The sequence below is a fragment of the Acinetobacter sichuanensis genome, assembly GCF_003024515.2.
GTDB classification, from domain to species: Bacteria; Pseudomonadota; Gammaproteobacteria; order Pseudomonadales; family Moraxellaceae; genus Acinetobacter; species Acinetobacter sichuanensis.
Genome location: NZ_PYIX02000136.1, coordinates 1 through 1727, shown reverse-complemented (window position 1 = coordinate 1727; position 1727 = coordinate 1). Strand labels below are relative to the sequence as shown.

At 35.7% G+C, this 1727-nt stretch carries 3 protein-coding genes; 1 reads left to right on the top strand and 2 read right to left on the bottom strand.

The window, feature by feature from the left end; all coding sequences use genetic code 11:
- Nucleotides 1-99 precede the first annotated feature (99 nt).
- Both C9E89_RS22465 and C9E89_RS22460 read right to left on the bottom strand, forming a co-directional pair.
- Entirely contained in the window at nt 100-441 is a 342-nt protein-coding gene (locus C9E89_RS22465; RefSeq protein WP_107010283.1) for a hypothetical protein, read from the bottom strand.
- Nucleotides 442-450: 9 nt separating this feature from the next.
- Complete coding sequence (locus tag C9E89_RS22460) at nt 451-714, bottom strand: helix-turn-helix domain-containing protein (protein ID WP_107010282.1); 264 nt, start codon at nt 712-714, stop codon at nt 451-453.
- Between the two features lie 118 nt (nt 715-832).
- Between C9E89_RS22460 and C9E89_RS22455 the strand changes: the two genes are divergently transcribed.
- Entirely contained in the window at nt 833-1606 is a 774-nt protein-coding gene (locus C9E89_RS22455) for a S24 family peptidase (protein ID WP_107010281.1), read from the top strand.
- Nucleotides 1607-1727 lie beyond the last annotated feature (121 nt).

Here is a 1727-nt window from a genome sequence, read left to right as displayed (position 1 = left end):
CCGATTCTAATTCCATCGAATTCGAGGGAATTAAACAGTGATTGCATTGGGACGCGCTGCACTTGTTAGTGCATGGGTGTTTTGGTATATTAGGCTTTGTCATTTCATTGATCCTTGTGATTGATGAGCAGAAAAAGCTTGAGCTGCAATCTCGAGCTTTTTTTGCACCTGTGTTTTAGTGAAAAATCCAAATAAACTTTTAAATACATTTGTATTCTTGCTTGGGTGCAATGTATTCGATGTATTCTTTGATGAATTCATCATTTCATGCGAATAATTAGGCTCATCACAACCTATAAGGTTTTCTTCAATGAGTCTCCTTCTGACCGCTTCACGAATCCAAGCCGCTTTTTCTTCTGGGCTTTGTTTAATTACTACATCCCAGTCTGATGGGTATCGAATAGATGCTTGTGCATCAAATTTCACGCCTATACCAGACATAAAAAACTCCTATGTAAGTTGACTTGCTATTTGAAGATTGCTGTTACGCAAATAGTTAAAATCAGCATCAGGACAAAGTGAATCACATGAAACTTGTCCATTGCTTGCTTTATCAATGCGAATAGCTAGTGGAGCACCACACTTTTTATTGACATAAATAATTTGCTGTAAGTTTCCAACAGTGGTTAAACACTCTTTTGCAAAAGCTTCACGGCGCTCTGGGGTTAAGCCTAAAAAATAACTTTTTAGTTGTTCAGTATTTGATGAAGTCATTCCTATAACCTTTTAGCTAAATTATTTAGTAAATACTAATTTTATTTACTAAAATTGTCAATAAATGTTTAGCAATTACGAATTTACTTTTTACTAAAAACTATATGAAATACTAGATATGGATACCATCACACTAAGACGCAAAAACTTGCGCGCAGCTATCAGTGCTGCTCTCGAAAAACAAGGCTTTAAATCTGATGTAGCTTTCTGCGAGCATTACGATTTAAACCCTAGTCACGTCTCTCAGCTTATGAATGGACACGGTAGTTTTGGTGAGCGTGCTGCTCGCAATCTTGAGAAAAAAGTTGGATGGGATGAGGGTTTGCTAGATAACCCTTTATTATTTTTGGAAAAAAATGAGGATGATTTCAAGGAGCCCACTAACAATGACAGTGGTATTAGGTACGCGCCTGTTAGATTTGTAGAAGCCAAAAACCCTAATAATAAAAACCATGTGCGTATTCCCATCTACAGAGATGTTAAAGCTTCGTGTGGTGATGGGATTGAGAATTTTCTAGAGGATGTTAGTGATTACCTGGAGATTGATCCTGAGCTATTAAAACTCATGGGTGTCAGATCGAATTCCAAAAATCTAAAAATTATCTATTCTGCCGAATACAGTATGTATCCAACAGTTGCTCCTGATAGCCCATTGTTTGTAGATGTCTCAGATAAAGATCCGAATAATTTAAAAAATGGAAATGTTTATGTATTCACACACAATCATGAATTAAGGATGAAGCGTATTTTCGTGAGTTATGGATCTAATACTGTAAAACTTACAAGTGATAACCCTGATAAGAATAGATACCCAGATGAATTCATTACCAATGAGCAACTCAATGAAATCAACTTTATAGGTCGATTGGAATTGGCGCTGATTCGCCCTTAAACAGCCATTAATTTCGTATTAGTCAAATGATTCCCCTGAATCATTTGATGAATTTAGATAAGTAGTATCAAGTAAATCACGATTCATAATAAAACGTTTAAAGAAGGAAGAAATAATGATT

What these genes read in the sequence shown, in the direction of transcription:
- C9E89_RS22465 (WP_107010283.1), bottom strand. Translation starts at nt 441, where the DNA reads ATGTCTGGTATAGGCGTGAAATTTGATGCACAAGCATCTATTCGATAC.
- C9E89_RS22460 (WP_107010282.1), bottom strand. Translation starts at nt 714, where the DNA reads ATGACTTCATCAAATACTGAACAACTAAAAAGTTATTTTTTAGGCTTA.
- C9E89_RS22455 (WP_107010281.1), top strand. Translation starts at nt 833, where the DNA reads ATGGATACCATCACACTAAGACGCAAAAACTTGCGCGCAGCTATCAGT.